Origin of the sequence: Halobellus captivus (genome assembly GCF_003697845.1) — an archaeon.
Lineage (GTDB): Archaea > Halobacteriota > Halobacteria > Halobacteriales > Haloferacaceae > Halorubrum > Halorubrum glutamatedens.
This window is the reverse complement of sequence record NZ_RDQE01000006.1, coordinates 51,381-71,267: the sequence shown is the minus strand read 5'-3', so window position 1 is coordinate 71,267 and position 19,887 is coordinate 51,381. Positions and strand designations below refer to the sequence as shown.

General features: G+C 68.4%; 16 protein-coding genes and 3 tRNA genes. 14 read left to right on the top strand and 5 right to left on the bottom strand.

Annotation, left to right across the window (positions count from 1 at the left end):
* Positions 1-42 precede the first annotated feature (42 nt).
* The gene (locus tag EAO78_RS08485) at positions 43-1,899 is read left to right on the top strand and encodes an ABC transporter substrate-binding protein (protein WP_122105417.1); all 1,857 of its coding nucleotides are present in this window, start codon (positions 43-45) and stop codon (positions 1,897-1,899) included.
* Positions 1,896-2,816: a phosphatase PAP2 family protein gene (locus tag EAO78_RS08480; protein WP_122105416.1), complete on the top strand. Its 921-nt coding sequence runs from the start codon at positions 1,896-1,898 to the stop codon at positions 2,814-2,816. Before EAO78_RS08485 ends, EAO78_RS08480 begins: the two co-directional genes overlap by 4 nt.
* A gap of 30 nt (positions 2,817-2,846) precedes the next feature.
* Here the strand turns inward: EAO78_RS08480 and EAO78_RS08475 are convergent, their stop codons facing one another.
* Positions 2,847-3,515 (bottom strand): DsbA family oxidoreductase, encoded by a 669-nt coding sequence (locus EAO78_RS08475; RefSeq protein ID WP_122105415.1) that lies wholly within the window; start codon positions 3,513-3,515, stop codon positions 2,847-2,849.
* A gap of 84 nt (positions 3,516-3,599) precedes the next feature.
* On the opposite strand from EAO78_RS08475, the gene thiD reads away from it, so the two are divergent.
* From thiD to azf, 4 genes are all read left to right on the top strand, one after another.
* The gene (thiD, locus tag EAO78_RS08470; protein ID WP_122105414.1) at positions 3,600-4,430 is read left to right on the top strand and encodes a bifunctional hydroxymethylpyrimidine kinase/phosphomethylpyrimidine kinase; all 831 of its coding nucleotides are present in this window, start codon (positions 3,600-3,602) and stop codon (positions 4,428-4,430) included.
* Between the two features lie 31 nt (positions 4,431-4,461).
* The gene (gene mutS / locus EAO78_RS08465; RefSeq protein ID WP_122105413.1) at positions 4,462-7,233 is read left to right on the top strand and encodes a DNA mismatch repair protein MutS; all 2,772 of its coding nucleotides are present in this window, start codon (positions 4,462-4,464) and stop codon (positions 7,231-7,233) included.
* A 168-nt stretch (positions 7,234-7,401) separates the two neighbouring features.
* Positions 7,402-7,755, top strand: a complete 354-nt coding sequence (locus EAO78_RS08460) for a cell division protein SepF (RefSeq protein ID WP_122105412.1) — start codon at positions 7,402-7,404, stop codon at positions 7,753-7,755.
* Between the two features lie 76 nt (positions 7,756-7,831).
* Complete coding sequence (gene azf / locus EAO78_RS08455; RefSeq protein WP_122105411.1) at positions 7,832-8,638, top strand: NAD-dependent glucose-6-phosphate dehydrogenase Azf; 807 nt, start codon at positions 7,832-7,834, stop codon at positions 8,636-8,638.
* Between the two features lie 9 nt (positions 8,639-8,647).
* On the opposite strand, the gene EAO78_RS08450 is transcribed toward azf, so the two are convergent.
* On the bottom strand, positions 8,648-9,370 hold the full coding sequence (locus EAO78_RS08450) for a DUF309 domain-containing protein (RefSeq protein WP_238987650.1): 723 nt from the start codon (positions 9,368-9,370) through the stop codon (positions 8,648-8,650).
* A gap of 65 nt (positions 9,371-9,435) precedes the next feature.
* Between EAO78_RS08450 and EAO78_RS08445 the strand changes: the two genes are divergently transcribed.
* Positions 9,436-11,322, top strand: coding sequence for a cation:proton antiporter domain-containing protein (locus tag EAO78_RS08445; RefSeq protein ID WP_122105410.1), 1,887 nt, complete (start codon positions 9,436-9,438; stop codon positions 11,320-11,322).
* Positions 11,323-11,406: 84 nt separating this feature from the next.
* Positions 11,407-11,886, top strand: coding sequence for a hypothetical protein (locus EAO78_RS08440; protein WP_122105409.1), 480 nt, complete (start codon positions 11,407-11,409; stop codon positions 11,884-11,886).
* Between the two features lie 325 nt (positions 11,887-12,211).
* Here the strand turns inward: EAO78_RS08440 and EAO78_RS08435 are convergent.
* Positions 12,212-12,284: transfer RNA gene (locus EAO78_RS08435), tRNA-Arg, on the bottom strand.
* Between the two features lie 259 nt (positions 12,285-12,543).
* On the opposite strand from EAO78_RS08435, the gene EAO78_RS08430 reads away from it, so the two are divergent.
* From EAO78_RS08430 to EAO78_RS08420, 3 genes are all read left to right on the top strand, one after another.
* Positions 12,544-14,004, top strand: coding sequence for a single-stranded DNA binding protein (locus EAO78_RS08430; RefSeq protein ID WP_122105408.1), 1,461 nt, complete (start codon positions 12,544-12,546; stop codon positions 14,002-14,004).
* 152 nt (positions 14,005-14,156) lie between these two features.
* Positions 14,157-14,588, top strand: a complete 432-nt coding sequence (locus EAO78_RS08425; protein WP_122105407.1) for a histone — start codon at positions 14,157-14,159, stop codon at positions 14,586-14,588.
* A complete protein-coding gene (locus EAO78_RS08420; RefSeq protein WP_122105406.1) occupies positions 14,589-15,593 on the top strand; it encodes a histone deacetylase family protein in 1,005 nt (334 codons plus the stop codon). It abuts the gene before it with no gap.
* A 259-nt stretch (positions 15,594-15,852) separates the two neighbouring features.
* Here the strand turns inward: EAO78_RS08420 and EAO78_RS08415 are convergent.
* A tRNA-Asp gene (locus EAO78_RS08415) sits at positions 15,853-15,925 on the bottom strand.
* A gap of 30 nt (positions 15,926-15,955) precedes the next feature.
* Positions 15,956-16,028: transfer RNA gene (locus EAO78_RS08410), tRNA-Asp, on the bottom strand.
* 231 nt (positions 16,029-16,259) lie between these two features.
* Between EAO78_RS08410 and EAO78_RS08405 the strand changes: the two genes are divergently transcribed.
* The 3 genes from EAO78_RS08405 to rpoB are packed head-to-tail and all read left to right on the top strand — an operon-like array spanning position 16,260 to position 19,883.
* On the top strand, positions 16,260-16,490 hold the full coding sequence (locus EAO78_RS08405) for a DNA-directed RNA polymerase subunit H (RefSeq protein WP_122105405.1): 231 nt from the start codon (positions 16,260-16,262) through the stop codon (positions 16,488-16,490).
* Entirely contained in the window at positions 16,487-18,052 is a 1,566-nt protein-coding gene (locus EAO78_RS08400) for a DNA-directed RNA polymerase subunit B'' (RefSeq protein ID WP_122105404.1), read from the top strand. Before EAO78_RS08405 ends, EAO78_RS08400 begins: the two co-directional genes overlap by 4 nt.
* A 1-nt stretch (position 18,053) precedes the next feature.
* Positions 18,054-19,883, top strand: a complete 1,830-nt coding sequence (gene rpoB / locus EAO78_RS08395; protein ID WP_122105403.1) for a DNA-directed RNA polymerase subunit B — start codon at positions 18,054-18,056, stop codon at positions 19,881-19,883.
* Positions 19,884-19,887 lie beyond the last annotated feature (4 nt).

Below are 19,887 nucleotides of genomic sequence, written 5' to 3'. Positions count from 1 at the left end.
CCATAGAACTGATATACTTTCGGAGACGACTCCGTCTGAACGATGACGGGGCGGATCAGCCGACGCGACGCGCTCGCGGGGATCGGCCTCGCTGTCGGGAGCGCCGGCTGTGCCGGGCGGGCGCGGAACATCGCCGGACGTGAGGGTTCCTCACAGCTCGTGTTGGAGATCCGAACCACGCCGGCCGACGAGGACCCCAACGGGATCCGGATCGCGCGCGCACTCGCCGAGAACCTGGACGCCGTCGGCGTCGACACGCGGGTCGAGACGATGAACGGGACCGACCTCCACCGGACGGTGCTCCTCAACCACGACTTCGACGTGTACGTCGGCCAGTACACGGAGGTACTCCCGTTCGATCCCGACGTACTCTACGGGCTCATCCACTCGAAGTTCACCGCCGAGGCGGGGTGGCAGAACCCGTTCGGTTTCACCGACCTCGACGTCGACGAACTCCTCGAGCAGCAACGGGCCGCGGCCGAGTCCGACCGGGCCCGGATCGTCTCCGACCTCCAGGAGTCGGTGTGTGAGAAACAGCCGTTCACCGTGGTCGCGTTCCCGGACGCGCTGGCGGCGGCGCGGACGGACCGGTTCGTCGGTTGGGAGACGGGACCGCCGATATCCGCGACCGGGCTGCTCACCATGGATCTCGTCGACGAGCGAGACGAGGACGACGGCGAGCCGGTCACCCTCCGGCTCGCGACCACGGACGGACGAATCACCGAGAACTGGAACCCGATCGCCGCCGAATATCGCCGATACGGGACGTTCATGTCGATGCTGTACGACCGGCTCGCGATCGTCGACGACGGGACCACGATCCCGTGGCTCGCGCGCGAGTGGGAGTGGATCGACCCGGAGACGATCGAGATCGGACTGCGGGACTCGACGTGGCACGACGGCGAGCCGCTGACCGCGGAGGACGTCGCGTTCACGTACGAGTTCCTCCGGGACACCTCGATGGGGGGCACCGAGATGCCGGTTCCCGCCCCACAGTTCCGGGGACGCGGGTCGATCGTGGAGTCGACCGACGTCGTCGACGATTCGACCGTTCGACTGATCGTCGGAGGGGCCGACGAGGCCGTCGCCGAACGCGCCCTACAGGTCCCGATCCTGCCGAGACACGTCTGGATCGACCGGGCCGAGACGGCGACGGTCGGCGGGTTCGAGTTCGACACCGAGACCACGGAGGCGCTCGTCACGTCCAACGAGGACCCGGTCGGCAGCGGTCCGATGCGGTTCATCGAGTCGACTCCCGGAGAGCGGGTGGTCTTCGAACGAAACCCCGACCACTTCCTCGTTCGTTCCGGCTCGGACGGTAGCGAGGACGCCGAGGCCGACGGGGACACCGCCGAATCGACGGCCGGGACCGAGGACGGGGAGTCGATCCCTGCACCGTACCGTGGGAAGCCGGCGTTCGAACGCCTCGAGGTCGCGATCGTCGGATCGGACGTCTCCGCGGTACAGTGGGTCGCCGACGGCTACGCCGACGGAACGGTCTCGAACCTCGGGCCGGACTCGGTGCCCAGGATCGGCCGTGAGAGCGATGCCCGCCTCGTGAGCACGCAGTCGGCCGCGTTCTACTACGTGGGGTATAACGCGCGGCGCGCGCCGCTTTCGAACCCGCGGTTTCGTGGCATCGTCGCGTCGCTCGTGGACAAGTCGACCATCGTCGACGACGCGTTCGCCGGGTACGCTCGACCGGCCACCAGTCCGCTGGCGACGTCGCCCGAGTGGGTTCCCGGGAACCTCCGGTGGGACGACGACCGCGAGGAGGACCCGGTACATCCGTTCCGCGGGGAGGACGGGTCGCTCGACGCGGAGGCGACGCGCGAGGCCCTCCGGGAGATCGGCTATCGGTTCGACGAGTCCGACAGACTGCTCGCGCGCGACCAATGACTCCGCTCCTCCCGGTCGTCACGAGCGTCCTGTTCTGGGTGGCCGCGATGTGCCTCGTCGCCGGCGTCGCCGTCGTCGGCCCGCGGCGGCTGTACGGGGTCGGCGAGAACCTGGTTCCGTACCTCCGCGAGTCGCGTCGGGAGGTCGCCGCCCTGATCGTCGTGCTCGTCGTGAGCGGGATCGGTCGGCCCGCGCTCCAGTCGATATCGGAAGTGTTCGGCCTGCGACTGACGGGGCTCATCTTCGCGCTGGAGGGGAACTTCGTCGCCTGGCTCCAGGGGACCTTCCAGAGCCCACGGCTGACGCTGTACTTCTCGTCCGTCTACGTGTTCGGGTACGCGTTCCTGCTCGTGTTCCCCTTCATCGCGTACGCGGCGCTTCCGGAGTCGACGACGCTGAAGCGGTTGATCGTGGCGTACACGCTCAACTACGCGATCGGGCTCGTGCTCTACACCGTCGTGTTGGCGTACGGCCCGCGGAACCTGATGCCGGACGCCGTGACCTCGCTTCTGTACACGTTCAACCCGAACTTCCAGACGCTCACCGGGGAGGTGAACGTCGAGACGAACGTGTTCCCCTCGCTTCACACCTCCCTGTCGGTGACCGTCGCGACCTTCGCCGCGCTCACGCACGGAAGGTATCCCAGATGGACGCCGATAGCCTGGTGGATCGCCGGCTCCGTGGTCGTCTCGACGATGTACCTCGGGATCCACTGGCTCACGGACGTGATGTTCGGGACCGCTCTCGCGCTCGGCTGCGTGTACCTCTCGTACCGGTACGTGGACGCGGTCGGGGACCGCGACGGGGACGTCGCCGATCAGAACGCCGCCGATCGGAACGTCGCCGATCGGAACGCGGCCGACCACAACGTCGACGACGGAGCGGTTGAAGACCCCACCGAGGGGGGATCCGCCTGATCGCGGTCGACCCGAGCGCGGTCGACGCGCCTATGCGCCCTCGACGAGCCGCCGGAGGTGTTCCGGCGGGACCGCGCCCCGGGCGGCGTGGCCGTCGTACGCGAACGTCGGGACGCCGGTGACTCCCCGCCGTCGCGCCTCGTCGAACAGCCCCGACACCTCCTCGCGGAGCGTGTCGTCCTCGAGCGCTGACCGGACCTCCTCGGGATCGACGCCGGCGTCCGCCGCGAGATCGACGAGGAGGTCGCGGTCGCCGATGTCCTCGCCCTCCCGCCACAGCGCGGCGAAGACGGACTCGTCGAACGCGAGCCACGTGTCGTAGGGGTGGTGCTCCTTTAGGTAGTAGGAGACGACCTGTGCGTCGAGCGAGTCCACGTCGGTCGCGATCTCGAGGTCCATCTCGACGTCGTACTCCTCCTGAAGCCGGCGGACGTTCTCCCTGGCCTGCGCGTAGTAGTCGTCGTCCTTGCCGTCGTCGACCGAGGTATCGATGCTCCCGTCGGGACGGCGTTTCCCGCTCCGGAGGTCGAAGGGGTGCCAGTCGATCCGCAGGTCGCCGTCGTCCGCCTCCCGCGTCTCCCGGTATCCCTCGAGGGACTGCCGACCCAGGTAGCAGAACGGGCAGACGTAGTCGGAAAAGACCGTGACGGTGACGGGATCGGCGTCGGCCTCCGCGTCGTCGACGTCAGTGTCGCTCATACCTCCCCTCGGACCCCGAGGCGGAAAGCCCGTTCGACGGCGGTTATCGCCACCCACTAGTACAACCGAAGAATATCCGCGGACATGTCCGAACCCTACGACCCCGTCTCCCCGCCCGTCGCGCTGACGATCGCCGGCAGCGACAGCGGCGGCGGGGCGGGGATCCAGGCGGATCTGAAGGCGATGACGGCCCACGGCGTCTTCGGGACCGCGGTCGTGACGGCGACGACCGCCCAGAACACCCGCGGCGTCAACGACGTGAACCCGCTGTCGGCCGACCACGTGGCCGCCCAGTACGACGCGGTCGTCGACGACCTCGAGCCGCGCGCGGTCAAGACCGGAATGTTGGCGACGCGCGAGGTCGTCGAGACGGCCACGCGGAAGCTCGCCGACTTCCCTGGGCCGGTCGTCGTCGACCCCGTGATGGTGGCGGCGACCGGCGACCGCCTGCTGTCGCCGGCGGCGGAGGCGGCGTACGACGACCTGATCGCGGCGGCGACGCTCGTCACGCCCAACGCCGACGAGGCGGCGGTCCTCGTCGACGGCGCGGTCGAGACGCCCACGGACGCCGCGGAAGCCGGGCGGACGCTCGTCGACCGCGGAGCCGACGCGGCGCTCGTGAAGGGCGGTCACCTCGACGGCGAAGGAACCGTGACGGATACTCTGGTGATCGGTGGAAACGGGGGGAACGATCCCCGCGTACGTCGGATCGAGAACCCGCGGGTCGACACGGACGCGACCCACGGCTCCGGCTGTACCCTCTCGAGTTCGATCGCCGCACGGCTGGCGCGCGGCGAGCCGCTGGAGGGGGCCGTCGTCGACGCGGTCGACGGAATGAACGAGGGGATCCGGCGCGGCTACGACGTGGGCTCGGGTCCGGGTGCGGTGAACCCGACGGCCGCGACCGACCCGTAGGGTTTTAGCCGCCGACGGCGGGAGTACGGGTATGCCAACGGGGATCGTCGGGGAGTTCCTCGAACTCAAGGAGGGGACGGACGCGGACGTCCTCGCGATGCAGTGTGGCGATTTCTACGAGTTCTTCGCCGACGACGCCGAGCTGGTCGCCGACGAGCTCGACCTGACGGTCTCCCAGAAGTCCTCACACGGGTCGTCGTACCCGATGGCGGGCGTCCCGCTCTCGGAGCTGACGCCGTACCTGAAGGCGCTCGTCGAGCGGGGGTACCGGGTCGCGGTCGCGGACCAGTACGAGACGGACGACGGCGGCCACGCGCGGGAGGTGACCCGTGTCGTCACGCCCGGGACGCTCCTCGAGACCAGCGACGCCGACGCGCGATACCTGGCGACGGTCGTGCGCGGCGGGGAGGGCGGCGGAAGCGGAATCGACGACGGAAGCACCGGAAGCGACGACGGCCCCTACGGGGTCGCGTTCGCGGACGTCACCACCGGTCGGTTCCTCGCCACGACGGTCGACGACCGGGGCGACCTCCGGGCGGAGCTGTACCGGTTCGATCCCGCGGAGGTGTTGCCGGGCCCCGACCTCCGGAACGACGACGCGTTCCTCGCCTCGGTCCGCGAGGACCTCTCCGGCTCCGTCTCGGTCTTCGACGCGGAGGCGTTCGCGCCGGGGCGGGCGGCCCACGCGGTCCGCGAGCAGTTCGGGGCCGAGACCGCCGACAGCGTCGGGCTGGGCTCCGGGTCCGCGACGCGGGCGGCCGGCGCGGCCCTGGCGTACGTCGCCGAGACGGGCGCGGGCGTGCTCGCGTCGATGACGCGCCTGACGACGTACGGCGCGAGCGACCACGTCGAGCTCGACGCCACCACCCAGCGCAACCTCGAGCTGACGGAGACGATGCGCGGGGAGACGGACGGGTCGCTCTACGACGCCGTCGACCACACGGTCACCGCCGCGGGCGGCCGGCTGCTCCGCGAGTGGCTCACGCGGCCGAAACGCGACCGCGATGAGCTGGACCGACGGCTCGACGCGGTGGAGTCGTTGGCGTCGGCGGCGCTCGCACGCGACCGGCTCCGCGAGACGCTCGGGGACGCGTACGACCTCGAACGGCTGGCCGCCCGGACGACGAGCGGGAGCGCGGGCGCGCGGGAACTCTCGTCGGTCCGGGACACCCTCGGGCTGCTGCCCGCGCTCGCGGAGGCGGTCGAGGGGACGGAGCTCGCTGACTCCCCGGTCGTGGAGGTCCTCGGACGGCCGGACCGCGACCGCGCCCGCAACCTCCACGGGGAGCTGGAGGAGGCCCTCGCGGCGGACCCGCCGAAGACGAAGACGGAGGGCGGGCTGTTCCGGAAGGGGTACGACGCGGAGCTCGACGAGCTCATCGAGCGCCACGAGGCCGCCGCCGAGTGGCTCGACACGCTCGCCGAGCGGGAGAAGCGGGACCACGGGCTCTCCCACGTCACGGTCGACCGGAACAAGACGGACGGTTACTACATTCAAGTGGGCAAGTCGGTGGCGGACGGGGTGCCCGACCACTATCGGGAGATCAAGACGCTGAAGAACTCGAAGCGGTTCGTCACCGACGAGCTGGAGGAGCGCGAACGCGAGGTGCTCCGGCTCGAGGAGGCGCGCGGCGAGCTGGAGTACGAGCTGTTCGAGGCGCTCCGCGAGCGGGTCGCGGAGGCGGTAACGCTGTTACAGGACGTGGGGCGAGCGTTCGCGGAGCTGGACGCGCTCGCGTCGCTCGCGACCCACGCCGCGGGCAACGACTGGACCCGCCCGACGCTCTCGGACTCGCGGGCCCTCTCGATCGAGGCGGGCCGCCATCCCGTGGTCGAGCGGACGACGGACTTCGTGCCGAACGACCTCGAGCTCGACGCGGAGCGCGGCTTCCTGATCGTCACGGGACCGAACATGAGCGGGAAGTCGACGTACATGCGGCAGGCGGCGCTGATCCAGCTGCTCGCCCAGACGGGATCGTTCGTGCCCGCACGCGCGGCGGAGGTGGGCCTCGTCGACGGGATCTACACCCGGGTCGGCGCGCTCGACGAGCTGGCACAGGGCCGGTCGACGTTCATGGTGGAGATGCAGGAGCTGTCGAACATCCTCCACTCGGCGACGGAGGAGTCGCTCGTAATCTTAGACGAGGTGGGCCGCGGCACCGCAACCTACGACGGGATATCCATCGCGTGGGCGGCCACGGAGTACCTCCACAACGAGGTGCGCGCCCGAACCCTCTTCGCGACCCACTACCACGAGCTGACGACGCTCGCGGACCACCTCCCGCGCGTCGAGAACGTCCACGTCGCGGTCGACGAGCGCGACGGCGACGTGACGTTCCTCCGGACGATTCGGGACGGGCCGACGAACCGCTCGTACGGCGTCCACGTCGCGGACATCGCGGGCGTCCCCGGGCCGGTCGTCGACCGCGCGGGCCGGGTGCTCGACCGGCTGCGCGAGGAGAAGGCGATCGAGGCGAAGGGCGGCTCGCGGCAGGGGACGGGAGGGGACGGGACGAGACAGGCCGTCTTCGACCTCTCGACCGGATCGTTCGCGGGAGCCGAGGGGGGAGAACGCGGCGCTCGAAACGGAGACGAGGAGGAGTCGCCGGCGACCGGTTCCGAGGGAACTCCGGTCTCGGAGGGATCCTCGGACGAACGGGCCGCCGCGCTCGAGACTCCCGAGGACGGCCTCGACGCGGAGACGCGCGCGGTGATCGAGGAGTTGACCGACGTCGACGTCGTGGAGACGGCACCGGTGGAGCTGCTCTCGCGCGTCAAGGAGTGGCAGGACCGCCTCGAGTGATCGGAGCCGACTCCGTCGATCTCGGGCTCGCTACCGGACGGCCGCGCGGCGGGTTCGTCGTCGTGTGTGACCGCGTTCGAGCGACCGACGCGGCGGCCTCGTCCGAACGAGAACGCAACGGCCGTGTCTGACGTAAGAACTAATGTGCGACCTCGTCGTAACACTGGTATGGGTATTATGAGCAAGATCCTCGGCGGGGGCGGACAGCGCTCCGTCGACGACTACGTCGAACTCGACATAGACGACTTCGCCGAGGCGAAGGCGGACGCGGGAATGAAGGTACACATCGCGGAGATCGGCGACCAGAGCGACGTCATCCCGATCAAGGACGCGGTCTACGACGGCGACTTCGTCATCGCGGACATCACCCGGCACTCGACGTCCGACCGGACCGTGGAACACATCATCGACGAGCTCCGCCAGGTCGCGGAGGAGGTCGACGGAGACATCGTCCAGAAGGGGGACGACCAGCTCGTGGTGGCGCCGACCGGCGTGACCGTCTCGCGTCAGAAGCTCTCCTGAGGACGCGGAGCGGCCGTCGACGTCTCGGCGGCCGAACCGTGTCATATATGCCGTCCTCGCGTCCATAGTAGGCTGAATGGACGATCCGGTCCTACTCACAGGCGCGGGCGGGCGGGTCGGCCAGGCCATCCTCGACGGGATCGGCGAGGAGTACGACTGGCGGCTCCTCGACCGCGAGCCGCTCCCGGCCGCGAAGGTGCCCGACCGGGTGACCGACGCCGACCAGTACGTCGCCGACATCACCGACGAGCGTGCCGTCCGCGAGGCCATGACGGGCGTGAACGCGGTCATTCACCTCGCGGGGGACCCGCGGAAGACCGCGCCGTGGGACTCCGTCCTCCGGAACAACATCGACGGGACGCAGGTGGTGATGCGAGTCGCCGCCGCCGCCGGCGTCGAGAAGTTCGCGTTCGCCTCCTCGAACCACGCCGTCGGCGGCTACGAGACCGACGATCGGACCCCCGACCTCTACCGCCCCGACGACGACTACCGGCTCGACGGCGAGGAGCTCCCCCGTCCGGGGAACCTCTACGGGGTCTCGAAGGCGACCGGCGAGTTCCTCGGGCGGTACTATCACGACGAGACCGGGATGGGCGTCGTCTGCGTCCGCATCGGCAACCTCACCAAGGACCACCCGCCGCGCGAGTACGAGCGCGGACAGGCGATGTGGCTCTCACACGGCGACTGCGCGCACCTCTTCGACCGGTGTCTCCGGGCGGAGTACGGCTTCGAGATCGTCTACGGCATCTCCGACAACGACCGGAAGTACTACTCCATCGAGCGCGCCCGCGAGGTCCTCGGCTACGACCCGCAGGACAACTCCGCGAACTACACCTTCGAGGGCGAGCCGATCGCCGAGGATCCGCCGACGGACGAACCCTGACGCCCCCGCTCACTCGAACAGGCCCGAGACGTCCCGACCCTTGCGACGGTCCCGGTCGACGTGGTCAGCGATCCGCGCCGCGATCTGCGGGCGCGCCTCCGGCCGACGGAGATACGCGAACAGAAGCTCCGTGACCTGCGTCCGGCCCGTTCCGTGCTCTTCGCGAGCGAGCGCCGCCGCGGCCGACATCGTTTCCTCGTCACCGGCGTCGACCACGGCCGAAAGCGCGGACGCGGCCGAGAGCGTCGCCGCCAGATCCAGGTCCTCGAACCCGACGGCGACGCCGTCGATCCGGATCGGCGGCGGGCCGTCCCCGATCGCTCCCGGGTCCGCGGCGAGCCGTCGGCACCACTCGCGGATCGGCTCGAGATCGGTCCCGTGGCACGCGTCGTCGATCCCCTCGAGGAGGTCCACGGCGCGCGTGCCGTGGTCCGCGGCTCCGGACCGCTCCCCGCTTCCCGCGTGATCGGCCGCGGTCGCGACCGCAACCAGCCCGCGGAGGACCCGCTCGCCTCCGGGTTCGGTGCCGGCGTCGGCGGGTGCGTCGTCGGCGATCGCGACCCGTGTCGACCTCCAGCGGTCGCGCGCCGCGAGGACGTAGCCGGCGTTGAACAGCGCGATTCCCGCCTCGAGCCCGGCGGCAACCCGTTCGCCGCGGTCGTCGTCGCCGAGGCTGTCCGCGTCGCCGTGGTCGTTCGTGTCGCCGTGGTCGCCGCGGCCGTCACGCGTCACGTCGAGCGTCTCGGTCAGGGACGAACATAAATCCCGAGTTCGATCGTCGACGAACCAACACAGTAATGTACGGTGGGTACAATAATCCGATAGACGTGTCCAGTAGTCTCCTGCCGGTCGTCGCGGCCATCCTCGTTTCGGGGCTCGTCGTGCAACTGCTCGCGCATCGGCTGAAGGTGCCGAGCGTGGTCTTCTACCTCGCTATCGGGGTCGTCCTCGGTCCCGAGGTGCTCGGGCTCGTGACGCTCGACACGTTCGGGGACGGCCTCGAGATCATCGTCGGCCTCAGCGTCGCGATCATCGTCTTCGAGGGGGCGTTCGCGCTGCAGGTCGACCGGATCCGCCGGGCGTCGACGGTGTCGCTCCGGTTGGTCACGGTCAGCGCCCTGGTGATGTTCCTCGGCACCGCGGTGGCGGTCCGGTTCCTCGAAGGGTCCACCTGGGAGATCGCGCTGCTGATCGGAGCCCTGCTCGTCGCGACCGGTCCCACGGTCATCACGCCGATACTCAACGTCGTCCGGGTCCGGGACCACGTGGCGACCGCACTGGAGACGGAGGGGATCGTCAACGACGTGACCGCGGCGATCGTCGCCGTGGTCGTCTTCGAGACGCTGCTGCTCGACGACCTCGGCGTGCCCGCGACGCTCCTCTCGTTCCTCCAGCGGTTCGGCGTCGGCGTCGCCGCAGGGGTGCTCGCGACGGTCGTCATCTACCTCCTTCTGGAAAGCGAGTTCGTCCCCGAACGCGACGTCCAGGCGTCGCAGTTCCTCGTGTTGGCCGCGGCGATCGGGTCGTTCGCGGCCGCCGAGGCCGTCGCGGCCGAGGCGGGCATCGCCGCGGCGGCGACGAGCGGAATGCTGCTCGGGAACCTCGGCATCGACAACAGGGAGGAGATCGAACGGTTCGCGGAGAACACGACGCTGGTCGTGCTCTCGTTCGTGTTCATCTCGCTGGCCGCGCTGATAGACGTCGAGGCGATCCTCGGGCTCGGCGTCGGCGCGATCGGGCTCGTGCTCGTGGTCATGCTCGTGTTGCGGCCGCTGGGCGCGTTCATCGCCACGGCCGGCGTCGAGCGGTTCACGCGAGCGGAGCGGCTGTTCATCGCGGCGGTCGGCCCGCGGGGGATCATCCCGGCGAGCGTGGCGACGCTCTTCGCCATCGAGCTGGAGCTGGCGGGCAACGTCGCGGCCGGGCAGCTGCTCGTCGGGACGGTCTTCGCCGTCATCTTCGCGACGGTCGCGATCGAGGCGGGCATGGCGCGGCAGATCGGCGAGTACCTCGGAGTGTCACCAATGCGTACGATAATCATCGGCGGGGGTCGGATCGGCCGGGCGCTCGCCACACGACTGGAGAACAGGGGCGAGTTCGTCGTCATCGTCGAATCCGACGCGGACGTGGTCGAGCGCGCACGTGCCGAGGGATACACCGTTCGCGAGGGCGACGGAAGCGAGGCGGAAGCGTTGCGCAAGGCGGGCATCGAGGACGCCAAGCGGTTCGTCACGACGACGGCCGACGACGACATCAACCTCCTCGCGTGTCAGCTCGCGATCACCAAGTTCGACGTCGAGTCGGTGTACTCCCGGGTGAACGAGCCGGAGAACGTCGACGCGTTCGAGAGCATCGGCGTCGAGGCTATCGACGCCACGACGGCGACCGCGGTGGCCATCGACGACGAGATCGAGCGCCCGGCGCTCACCCACTGGATGAACGAGCTCGGCGACGACCACGACGTCCAGGAGGTGGAGGTGACCTCCGAGAGGCTCGCCGGCAAGAGCATCCGCGACCTCAACGCGGACATCCCGGACGGAACCTTCGTCGCCGTCGTCAGCCGCGACGGCGAGAACCACGTCCCCTCAGCGGACAGCGTGCTCGAGTACGGCGACCACGTCACCTTCATCGGCGACACCGACGCGGTCAAGCGGGCGATGGAGCGGTTCCACCCGCACGATTGATCGAGGGTCGGCGGTGGCGTTCCCGCTCGGGATCGATGTGTTCGCCAAAACGACTATCCGAACACGACGACGAATTCGACGGTAATGGGCTACCTCGAGGACGTACGCGGCTCGACGCACGTCGTTGGAGACTCCTCGAGTAGGAGTCTTCTCGTACTGGCAGTGGTCGGCCTCCTTTTGCTCGCCTCCGGTGGGTTCGTGATCGGACTGAACGTCGGCCTCTCCCTCGGCTGGATCGTGTTGACGCTCGGGATCGCTATCGTGGCGGGACTCGTCGGTGCGGGTCTCGTACCGACGATCGGTTCGCTGTGGCTCATCGGTCTCTGGTGGTTCGTCTTCTTGCCGCTCGTCGGGTACCTTACCGGAAGCTGGGCGGGGTCGACCCGGTATAACCACCCGAGAATGCTGGGATACGGGTACACCTCCGCACGCGCCGAGTTATTCGGTGGGGTCGAATACGGCGTCCAGTTCGGTCTCCCGTTTGCCGTCCTCCTCGGATCGAGCGGATACGCTGCCGGGGTAGCCATTGATCGGATGTCGAAACGAATGAAGGCATCTCGATGAGTATCACCCTCGTACCGACCGACCCAGGGTCTCGCAAAGAACCCCCGAACCGTTCGATGGTCCCCGCTATTTACCATTCGTAGCGTCCTGACGGAGTCCTGCGCGAGCGAAGCGAGCGCAGGGCACGTCAGGACGCTCACTTTGCGGCTGTCGAACGAAGTGAGACAGCCGCTGCGTTCGGTCCTGACGGAGATCTGAACTCGAAAAGACGGTCCGGGTCGCTCACTCCGTTCGCTCCCCGGTTGCGACTTTTCTGCTCAAATCTCCGCGGAGTTTCCTTCAGCACGTGCTGCTCGCTTCGCTCGCAGCGTTGTGCTGAAGGAAACGTCCTGACGGAGATTTGAACTCCGGTCCCTGGCTCCGCAAGCCAAGAGGATAGTCCACTACCCTACCAGGACTCGATTACACGTATCGCCGAGATACTTAAGACGGTTACGGTCCGGCGTGCGCCGTGCCCGACGGTCGCACGGACCGATTACGGAGCTGCCGGGAACCCGAGGATCGACTGAACGTTTTTGTATCGAACCGAGGCGAGAGTGTCGCATGGCGAGCGAAAACGCGACTCGAGAGCGGGGAGAAAACGCGACCGACGACGGCACGGAAACGGCGCAAGGACAACGCTTATCCGCGGAGTCGACGACCCTACGAGGTACGCGTATGGGAGCCATAGAGGACGTTTACGAGGACCTCGAGACCGACGTCGAGTTCGAGGAGTTCGCGGCCGCCGTCGAGGACAAAGTCGAGCAGATGGGCGGGCTCGCGGACGAGGAGACCGCCGCGATGCTCATCGCCCACGAGCTCCGCGACGAGGAGGCCGACACCATCGCCGACATCGAGCCCGGCATGAACGACGTGAAGTTCCTCGGGAAGGTGACCTCCATCGGCGACGTCCGCACGTTCGAGCGCGACGGCGAGGACGACGAGGGTCGCGTCTGTAACGTCGACGTCGCGGACGCCTCCGGCTCCGTTCGGGTCGCCCTCTGGGACGAGATGGCGACCGCGGCCGAGGAACAGTTGGAGGTCGGCCAGGTGCTGCGGGTCATGGGTCGGCCGAAGGAGGGATACAGCGGCCTCGAGGTGAGCGCGGACAAGGTCGAACCGGACGAGGACGCCGAGGTCGACGTGCAGGTGCTCGACACCTACCGCGTCGAGGACCTCTCTCTGGGCGCGTCCGACGTCGACCTGGTCGGGAAGGTGCTCGACACCGACTCGATCCGGACGTTCGACCGCGACGACGGCAGCGAGGGCCGAGTGGCGAACCTCACCGTCGGCGACGAGACCGGTCGGGTCCGGGTCACCCTGTGGGACGACAAGGCCGACCTCGTCGAGGAGTTCGAGTCCGGCGAGGTCGTCGAGGTGGGCGACGGCTACGTCCGCGAGCGTGACGGCGACCTGGAGCTTCACGTCGGGGATCGCGGCACCGTCGACCGCGTCGACGAGGACGTCGAGTACGTCCCGGAGACGACGGACATCGCCGAGTTGGAGATCGGTCAGACCGTCGACGTCGCGGGCGGGGTCATCGAGACGGACCCGACACGGACGTTCGACCGCGACGACGGGAGCGAGGGGCAGGTCCGGAACGTCCGGATCAAGGACGAGACGGGCGAGATCCGGGTCGCGCTGTGGGGCGACAAGGCGGATCGCGAGATCGACCTGGCCGACCGCGTCGTCTTCACCGACGTGGAGATCCAGGACGGCTGGCAGGACGACCTGGAGGCGTCCGCGAACTGGCGCTCGACCGTCTCCGTGCTCGACTCCGGCGGCGACGGCGCGGGTGCCGGACGCGCGAGCGACGGCTCGGACGCCGGCGCGGCGGACGCGACGAACGCGTCGGCGACGGACGCGGGACTGGACGCCTTCGGCGACTCGTCGGGATCCGACGAGGGGGCCGAGGCGGTGGCGGACGGCGACGGCACCCCGACGGCGACCGTCGAATCCGGAGCCGCGGACGACGTGGAGTTCACGGGGACGGTCGTCCAGACGGGAGACCCGGTCGTGTTGGACGACGGCGAGCGGACGAAAAGCGTCGAGACGGGGGCGAGCCTGCGACTCGGCGAGGAGATCACGGTTCGCGGCCCGGAACGCGACGGGACGATCCACGCCGAGGACGTGTTCTAAGCTACGTCGCCGCGCGATTCTCGCGCGGAGGGGGCGGGACGGCGTGCATCGTCGGTGCGAAACGACCTGCTGAGTGGCTTCGAGGCCGTCTTTCGGGCACGTAGACGCCGGTAACGGAAAGCGTTATACGGTGGACGAACCCGACTGTGTGTATGAGTGTCGAATTGCCGTTCGCGCCGGTCGATACGATCATCCGGCGGAACGCCGGCGAGCTCCGGGTCAGTGCCGACGCCGCCGAGGAGCTGGCCCGGCGGATCCAGTCGCACGGCGCGGAACTGGCGATCGACGCGGCCGAGCACGCGACGGCGGACGGACGGAAGACGCTGATGGCGTCGGACTTCGGCGTCAAGCAGGTCATCCCCCGCGAGGAGCTGTCCCTCCCCGTCGCGCCCATCGATCGGATCGCGCGGCTCCGCATCGACGACCGGTATCGCGTCGGCGTCGACGCGCGGATCGCGTTGGCCGACATCCTCGAGGACTACGCCGACAACGTGGCGAGCGCCGCGGCGACGCTGGCCCGCCACGCCGATCGCCGGACCGTACAGGCCGAGGACATCGAGACGTACTTCGCGCTGTTCGAATAGATGCGCTTCGGCTACAGCGAGCGGTGTCTCGACCACGACACGGGCGATCGACACCCCGAGAACCCGGACCGACTACGCGCGATCCGCCGTGGCCTCGCGAAGCGACACGGCGTCGAGTACACCGAGGCGTCGCCGGCGAACCGCGGGGCGGTGACGGCGGTCCACGCCGACGACTACGTCGACGAACTCGAGGCGTTCTGTGCGGACGGCGGGGGTAACTGGGACCCGGACACGGTCGCCGGCGAGGGGACGTGGGACGCCGCGCTCTCGGCGGCCGGACTGGCGCAGTGGGCGGCGGACGCGGCGCTCGACGGCGAGAACGGTCGAAAGACCCCGTTCGCGATCGGTCGTCCGCCGGGCCATCACGCGGTCACCGACGACGCGATGGGTTTCTGTTTCTTCAACAACGCCGCGGTCGCGGGCCAGCACGTCATCGATCGGGACCGCGCCGACCGGGTCGCGATCCTCGACTGGGACGTCCACCACGGCAACGGCACCCAGGACATCTTCTACGACCGCGAGGACGTGCTGTACGCGTCGATCCACGAGGACGGGCTCTACCCGGCGACCGGCGAGCTCACCGAAACGGGCGAGGGTGACGGCGAGGGGACGACCGTGAACCTCCCGCTCGCAGCCGGTGCGGGTGACGCCGACTACTGTTACGCGATCGACGAGGCGATCGAGCCGGCCCTCGACCGGTTCGCCCCCGATCTCGTGATCGTCTCGGCCGGGTTCGACGCCCACCGCCACGACCCGATCTCGCGGATGCGCGTCTCCTCGGAGGGATACGCGCTGTTGACGGATCAGATCCGGACGGTCGCGGAGGGGCTCGACGCCGCGGTGGCGTACGTCCTCGAGGGCGGATACGGTCTCGACACGCTGGCCGAGGGGGTGTCGATGGTTCACGAGACCTACGACGGGCGAACGCCGGTCGAACCGGACGGCGACGTCGACGAGAAGACCGAGGCCCGCGTCAACGACCTTCGCTCGGCGCTCGGGCTGTAGTGGTCGAGGACTCACTCGTCGTTCGATCGTCCGCGGATCAAGTCCCTCTGAACGATTCGTCGACGCCGGACTCACTCGTCGCTTGCGCTCCTCGTTCGCGTTGCGTTCCGAGAAAGCGCCCGGAGCGGGATTTGAACCTCACTCGTTCCGCTCGCGTCGCTCGCTTCACTCCCTGGTTCGAATCCCTTCAGTCGTGGTTCCGTTGCGACCGGACTCGCGGTTCGCGATGCTCACCGCTCGTTTGTTGGTCGCAACGGAACGCCCGGAGCGGGATTTGAACCCGCGTCACGACCGTGACAGGGTCGTATGATGGGCCACTACACCATCCGGGCAGACAGCGACGAAAGCCCCGAAATAGGGGACGCCCGGAGCGGGATTTGAACCCGCGTCACGACCGTGACAGGGTCGTATGATGGGCCACTACACCATCCGGGCGCGTCGCAACCTGTCGTACCCGTGTCTGGCAAATAAGGCTTGTCATCGGCGGCGGCGGTGGTGAACGCTCACAGGGCGGGCGGTACGTTTTTGTGTGTCACTCCCGAGCGTGAGAACGTGGGACGCCCCGGCGCGGAGAGCCGTGCGCGGCGGAGTTGACAAACCTTATGCGGCTGGAGTCGGTAACACGCTGTAGTATCTCGTGATAGCTTTTCCCCACCACCACCACCCATGGTAGACGTAAGCCAACACGAACTCGTTCCGGACCACGTCCTGATCGACGATCCCGAGGAGATCGAGACGGTCCTGACCGAGTACGACGTGAAGAAGACGAACCTACCGAAGATCAAACGCACCGACCCCGCGACCCCGGACGACGCCGAAGTCGGGGACGTGGTGAAGATCGTTCGTGACTCACGAACGACCGACCAAGCGGTCGTGTTCCGACTGGTCGTCTCATGAACAGGCAAGACCGACGCGTGGTGTCACGCGAGTACTTCTCCGACGAACGACTCGCCGAACACCACTTCCGATCGTTCAACAACTTCCTGGGTCGCGGGATGCAGGAAGTCGTCGACGAAAAGGAGACGATAGAGACCGACATCGGCGACAAGGAGGGCCAGGAGCCCGTCTACGTCGAACTCGGCGACGTGCGGATGGTCACGCCCCGAGTCCGCGAGGCCGACGGCTCCGAGGAGCTCCTCTACCCCCAGGAAGCCCGCCTCAGGAACATCACCTACTCCGCACCGGTGTTCATGGAGATGTCCATCGTGCGCGGCGGCGAGGACGAGCCGGAGACCGTCGTCGACAGCACGGAGACGAAGGTCGGCCGGATGCCGATCATGGTCGGCTCCGACAAGTGTAACATGGCCGATTTCACCGACGAGGAGCTGATCGACATCGGCGAGGACCCGGTCGACCCCGGCGGCTACTTCATCGTCAACGGCTCCGAGCGCGTGCTGATGACCTCGGAGGACCTCGCGCCCAACAAGATCCTCGCCGAGTACGACTCGAAGTACGGCGACGAGATCCAGGTCGCGAAGACGTTCTCCCAGCGCCGTGGCTACCGCGCGCTGGTGCTGTGTGAGCGTAACCGCGAGGGGCTGCTCGAGGTGTCGTTCCCCTCGGTGTCCGGTTCGATCGACTTCGTGACGCTCGTTCGCGCGCTCGGGCTCGAGTCCGACGAGGAGATCGTCCACCGCGTGAGCGACGACCCCGAGATCGTGAAGTTCATGCTGGAGAACTTAGAGGAGGCCTCCGTCCAGACCACGGAGGAGGCCATCGAGACCCTCGGCGAGCGGGTCGCCTCGGGGCAGGGGAAGAACTACCAGCTCAAGCGGGCGAACTACGTCATCGACCGCTACCTCCTCCCGCACCTCCACGAGGAGGGCGTCGACGAGGAGGACGTCCGCATCAACAAGGCGTACTACCTCTGCCGGATGGCCGAGGCGTGTTTCGAGCTCGCCTTGGACCGCCGGGAGGCCGACGACAAGGACCACTACGCGAACAAGCGGCTGAAGGTCTCCGGCGACCTGATGCGCGACCTGTTCCGGACCGCGCTGAACAAGCTGGCGCGCGACGTGAAGTACCAGCTCGAGCGGGCGAACATGCGGAACCGGCAGCTCACCGTGAACACGGTGGTCCGCTCGGACGTGTTGACCGAGCGGCTCGAACACCCGATCGCGACGGGCAACTGGGTGGGCGGCCGCTCGGGCGTCTCCCAGCTCGTCGACCGGACCGACTACATGGGCGTGCTCTCGCACCTCCGCCGGCTGCGCTCGCCGCTGTCGCGCTCCCAGCCGCACTTCGAGGCGCGGGACCTCCACGCGACCCAGTGGGGTCGCATCTGTCCCTCCGAGACGCCGGAGGGGCCGAACTGCGGACTCGTGAAGAACTTCGCGCAGGCGATGGAGCTGTCACAGACAGTCGAGGACGAACAGGGGCTGAAACGAGAACTGGCGTCGATGGGTGTCGAGGGGATCCCCGGCATCGAGGGCGTCGAACGACAGACGGCGGACGACTAACATGGCACAAGCAGAACGCGAAGCGAAGGTGTACGTCAACGGGAGCCTCGTCGGGACCCACCCGGACCCGCACGAGCTCGCCGGCCAGATCCGCGAAGCGCGCCGACGCGGCGACGTGAGCGAGATGGTGAACGTCTCGGTGAAGGAACGGACCCGCGAGGTCATCGTCAACGCGGACGCGGGGCGGGCCCGCCGGCCGCTGATCGTCGTCGAGAACGGCGAGCCGCTGCTGGGCGACGAGGAGGTCGCCGCCGTCGAGCGGGGCGACGTCGAGTTCGAGGACCTCGTCGACCGCGGCTACATCGAGTTCATCGACGCCGAGGAGGAGGAGGACATCCTCGTCGCCGTCGACGAGGAGGACGTGACCGAGAACCACACGCACCTCGAGATCGACCCGCAGCTCGTGTTCGGCATCGGCGCGGGAATGATCCCGTACCCCGAACACAACGCGTCTCCGCGCATCACGATGGGCGCGGGGATGATGAAACAGTCGCTCGGGCTTCCCTCGGCCAACTACCGGATCCGGCCGGACACCCGCCAACACCTGCTGCACTACCCCCAGCTGGCGATGGTGAAGACGCAGACCTCCGACCAGATCAGCTTCGACGAGCGGCCGGCGGCACAGAACTTCGTGGTCGCCGTGATGAGCTACGAGGGGTTCAACATCGAGGACGCGCTCGTGATGAACCAGGGGTCGGTGGACCGCGCGCTCACCCGCTCGCACTTCTTCCGGACGTACGAGGGCGAGGAGCGGCGGTACCCCGGCGGCCAGGAGGACCGCTTCGAGATCCCCGACCAGGACGTTCGCGGTGCACGCGGTGAGGACGCGTACACCCACCTCGACGAGGACGGCCTCGTCAACCCCGAGACACGGGTCGACGAGTCCTCGGTGCTGCTCGGCAAGACGAGCCCGCCGCGCTTCCTGGAGGAGCCCGACGACATGGGCGGGCTCTCCCCGCAGAAGCGCCGCGAGACGAGCGTGACGATGCGCTCGGGCGAGTCCGGCGTCGTCGACACGGTCACCCTGATGGAGGGCGAGGACGGCTCGAAGCTCTCGAAGGTGAAGGTGCGCGACCAGCGGGTGCCCGAACTCGGCGACAAGTTCGCGTCCCGACACGGCCAGAAGGGCGTCGTGGGCCACCTCGCGCCCCAGGAGGACATGCCCTTCACCGAGGAGGGTGTCGTTCCCGACCTCGTGATGAACCCGCACGCGCTGCCGTCGCGGATGACGGTCGGCCACGTGCTGGAGATGCTCGGCGGCAAGGTCGGCTCGCTCCGCGGGTCGCGCGTCGACGGGACGCCGTTCCAGGGCGAGGACGAGGAGGAGCTCCGGGGCGGGCTGGAGGAGCACGGATTCAAGTCCTCCGGCAAGGAGGTCATGTACTCCGGCGTCACCGGCGAGAAGATCGAGGCGGAGATCTTCGTCGGAACGATCTTCTACCACAAGCTGTACCACATGGTGTCGAACAAGCTCCACGCCCGCTCGCGCGGGCCGGTCCAGGTGCTCACGCGCCAGCCGACCGAGGGGCGCGCCCGCGAGGGCGGGCTCCGCGTCGGGGAGATGGAGCGCGACACGATCATCGGCCACGGCGCGTCGATGGTGCTCAACGAACGGCTGCTCGAGTCGTCGGACGCCGAACAGGTGTACGTCTCCGCGGAGACGGGCCTGGTCGCCGTCGAGGACAGGGAGCAGCGCCGCGTGTACGACCCGGTCACGGGCGACGAGGACGACATCCACGAGCTCGAGGTGAGCTACGCGTTCAAGCTGCTGCTCGACGAGATGATCGCCCTCGGAATCCGACCGAAACTCGAACTGGAGGACGCGATTTAAATGT

Coding starts and splice junctions, on each gene's coding strand:
- EAO78_RS08460 (WP_122105412.1), top strand. CDS start 7,402: ATGGGTATTATGAGCAAGATCCTCGGCGGGGGCGGACAGCGCTCCGTC.
- thiD (WP_122105414.1), top strand. CDS start 3,600: ATGTCCGAACCCTACGACCCCGTCTCCCCGCCCGTCGCGCTGACGATC.
- EAO78_RS08400 (WP_122105404.1), top strand. CDS start 16,487: ATGAACAGGCAAGACCGACGCGTGGTGTCACGCGAGTACTTCTCCGAC.
- azf (WP_122105411.1), top strand. CDS start 7,832: ATGGACGATCCGGTCCTACTCACAGGCGCGGGCGGGCGGGTCGGCCAG.
- EAO78_RS08420 (WP_122105406.1), top strand. CDS start 14,589: ATGCGCTTCGGCTACAGCGAGCGGTGTCTCGACCACGACACGGGCGAT.
- EAO78_RS08480 (WP_122105416.1), top strand. CDS start 1,896: ATGACTCCGCTCCTCCCGGTCGTCACGAGCGTCCTGTTCTGGGTGGCC.
- EAO78_RS08425 (WP_122105407.1), top strand. CDS start 14,157: ATGAGTGTCGAATTGCCGTTCGCGCCGGTCGATACGATCATCCGGCGG.
- EAO78_RS08430 (WP_122105408.1), top strand. CDS start 12,544: ATGGGAGCCATAGAGGACGTTTACGAGGACCTCGAGACCGACGTCGAG.
- EAO78_RS08485 (WP_122105417.1), top strand. CDS start 43: ATGACGGGGCGGATCAGCCGACGCGACGCGCTCGCGGGGATCGGCCTC.
- EAO78_RS08440 (WP_122105409.1), top strand. CDS start 11,407: ATGGGCTACCTCGAGGACGTACGCGGCTCGACGCACGTCGTTGGAGAC.
- EAO78_RS08405 (WP_122105405.1), top strand. CDS start 16,260: ATGGTAGACGTAAGCCAACACGAACTCGTTCCGGACCACGTCCTGATC.
- mutS (WP_122105413.1), top strand. CDS start 4,462: ATGCCAACGGGGATCGTCGGGGAGTTCCTCGAACTCAAGGAGGGGACG.
- EAO78_RS08445 (WP_122105410.1), top strand. CDS start 9,436: ATGTACGGTGGGTACAATAATCCGATAGACGTGTCCAGTAGTCTCCTG.
- rpoB (WP_122105403.1), top strand. CDS start 18,054: ATGGCACAAGCAGAACGCGAAGCGAAGGTGTACGTCAACGGGAGCCTC.
- EAO78_RS08475 (WP_122105415.1), bottom strand. CDS start 3,515: ATGAGCGACACTGACGTCGACGACGCGGAGGCCGACGCCGATCCCGTC.